We start from the raw sequence: 1,312 nt of genomic DNA, 5'->3' as shown, positions 1-1,312 counted from the left end.
AGTGCGTTGCAGGGCGACGGTCTGCACATGGACGAATTGGGCAGCCGCTCCCTGGGCGAATTGCTGTTTTGCGATCAGGCATTTCAACGGCGCGTCATTGAGGTTTGTCACTATCCTCAGGAGTGGCTGCCGATGGAGTCCCAGGCACCTGAACTGTGGGGCCGCCGTTCGCGTTTCGACCGCGGCGCCTTGAGCGTGCTGGTGGCCGAAATTTTCTTGCCGACCTTGTGGAACGCTACCCGCGCCCATCCGGAGAATTGCTGATGTACCAGAGCCTGCTCAAGTCCCTGAATCGCTTGAATCCACGGGCCTGGGATTTCATTCAGCTGACGCGCATGGACAAACCGATCGGCATTTATCTGCTGCTGTGGCCGACGCTGTGGGCACTGTGGATTGCCGGCAAAGGGTCGCCCTCGTTGGCCAACATCGTGATTTTCGTCCTGGGCGTGGTACTGACCCGCGCCGGCGGCTGCGTAATTAACGACTGGGCGGACCGCAAGGTCGATGGCCACGTGAAACGCACCGAACAACGGCCACTGGTGAGCGGCAAGATCAGTTCCAAAGAAGCGCTGGTGTTCTTCGCGCTGCTGATGGGCGTGAGTTTCCTGCTGGTGCTATGCACCAATGCCAAGACGGTCTGGCTGTCGTTCGGTGGTTTGGCGCTGGCCTTCACTTACCCGTTCATGAAGCGCCACACCTATTACCCGCAAGTGGTGCTGGGTGCGGCGTTCTCCTGGGGCATGCCGATGGCGTTCACCGCCGAGACCGGTGAACTCCCGGCGGCGGCGTGGTTGCTGTGGATCGCGAACCTGCTGTGGACCGTCGGCTATGACACCTACTACGCCATGACCGACCGCGACGACGACTTGAAGATCGGCGTGAAATCCACGGCGATTCTGTTTGGCGAGGCGGACCGGGTGATCATCCTGACCCTGCAAGGGCTGGCACTGGGTTGCCTGCTGCTGGCCGGGTCGAAATTCGAGCTCGGTGGCTGGTTCCACCTCGGATTGCTGGCGGCGGCGGGCTGTTTTGCGTGGGAGTTCTGGTACACCCGCGGTAAAGACCGGATGCGTTGCTTCAAGGCTTTTTTGCACAACCACTGGGCCGGGTTGGCGATTTTTGTCGGGATTGTGCTGGATTACGCGCTGCGTTGACTGCGAATGATCTGTAGCAGCTGCCGCAGGCTGCGTCCGGCTGCTATGTATGGACTCGCCCCCACTGTCTACCCGCTTTTGAAAAACCGCCGCCCCGTTGCATCTATGTATCAGGCCTATTCGAGGAAGCCGTCTTCGGCTTCTGGCCAAAATTGGAA

2 protein-coding genes are annotated in these 1,312 nt (G+C 60.1%); both read left to right on the top strand.

Annotated features, from left to right (window positions below):
• A partial coding sequence (locus WLY71_RS30560; RefSeq protein WP_347806559.1) for a chorismate lyase occupies positions 1 to 264 on the top strand: 264 nt, incomplete at its 5' end.
• The gene (gene ubiA / locus WLY71_RS30555; RefSeq protein WP_347806558.1) at positions 264 to 1,154 is read left to right on the top strand and encodes a 4-hydroxybenzoate octaprenyltransferase; all 891 of its coding nucleotides are present in this window, start codon (positions 264 to 266) and stop codon (positions 1,152 to 1,154) included. The genes WLY71_RS30560 and ubiA, both read left to right, overlap by 1 nt.
• Positions 1,155 to 1,312: the final 158 nt, after the last annotated feature.

The organism is Pseudomonas rossensis, from assembly GCF_039888995.1.
Lineage (GTDB): Bacteria > Pseudomonadota > Gammaproteobacteria > Pseudomonadales > Pseudomonadaceae > Aquipseudomonas > Aquipseudomonas rossensis.
Note: the sequence above shows the minus strand (reverse complement) of the source record. Positions and strands in the feature narration are given on the sequence as shown.

What these genes read in the sequence shown, in the direction of transcription:
- ubiA (WP_347806558.1), top strand. Translation starts at nt 264, where the DNA reads ATGTACCAGAGCCTGCTCAAGTCCCTGAATCGCTTGAATCCACGGGCC.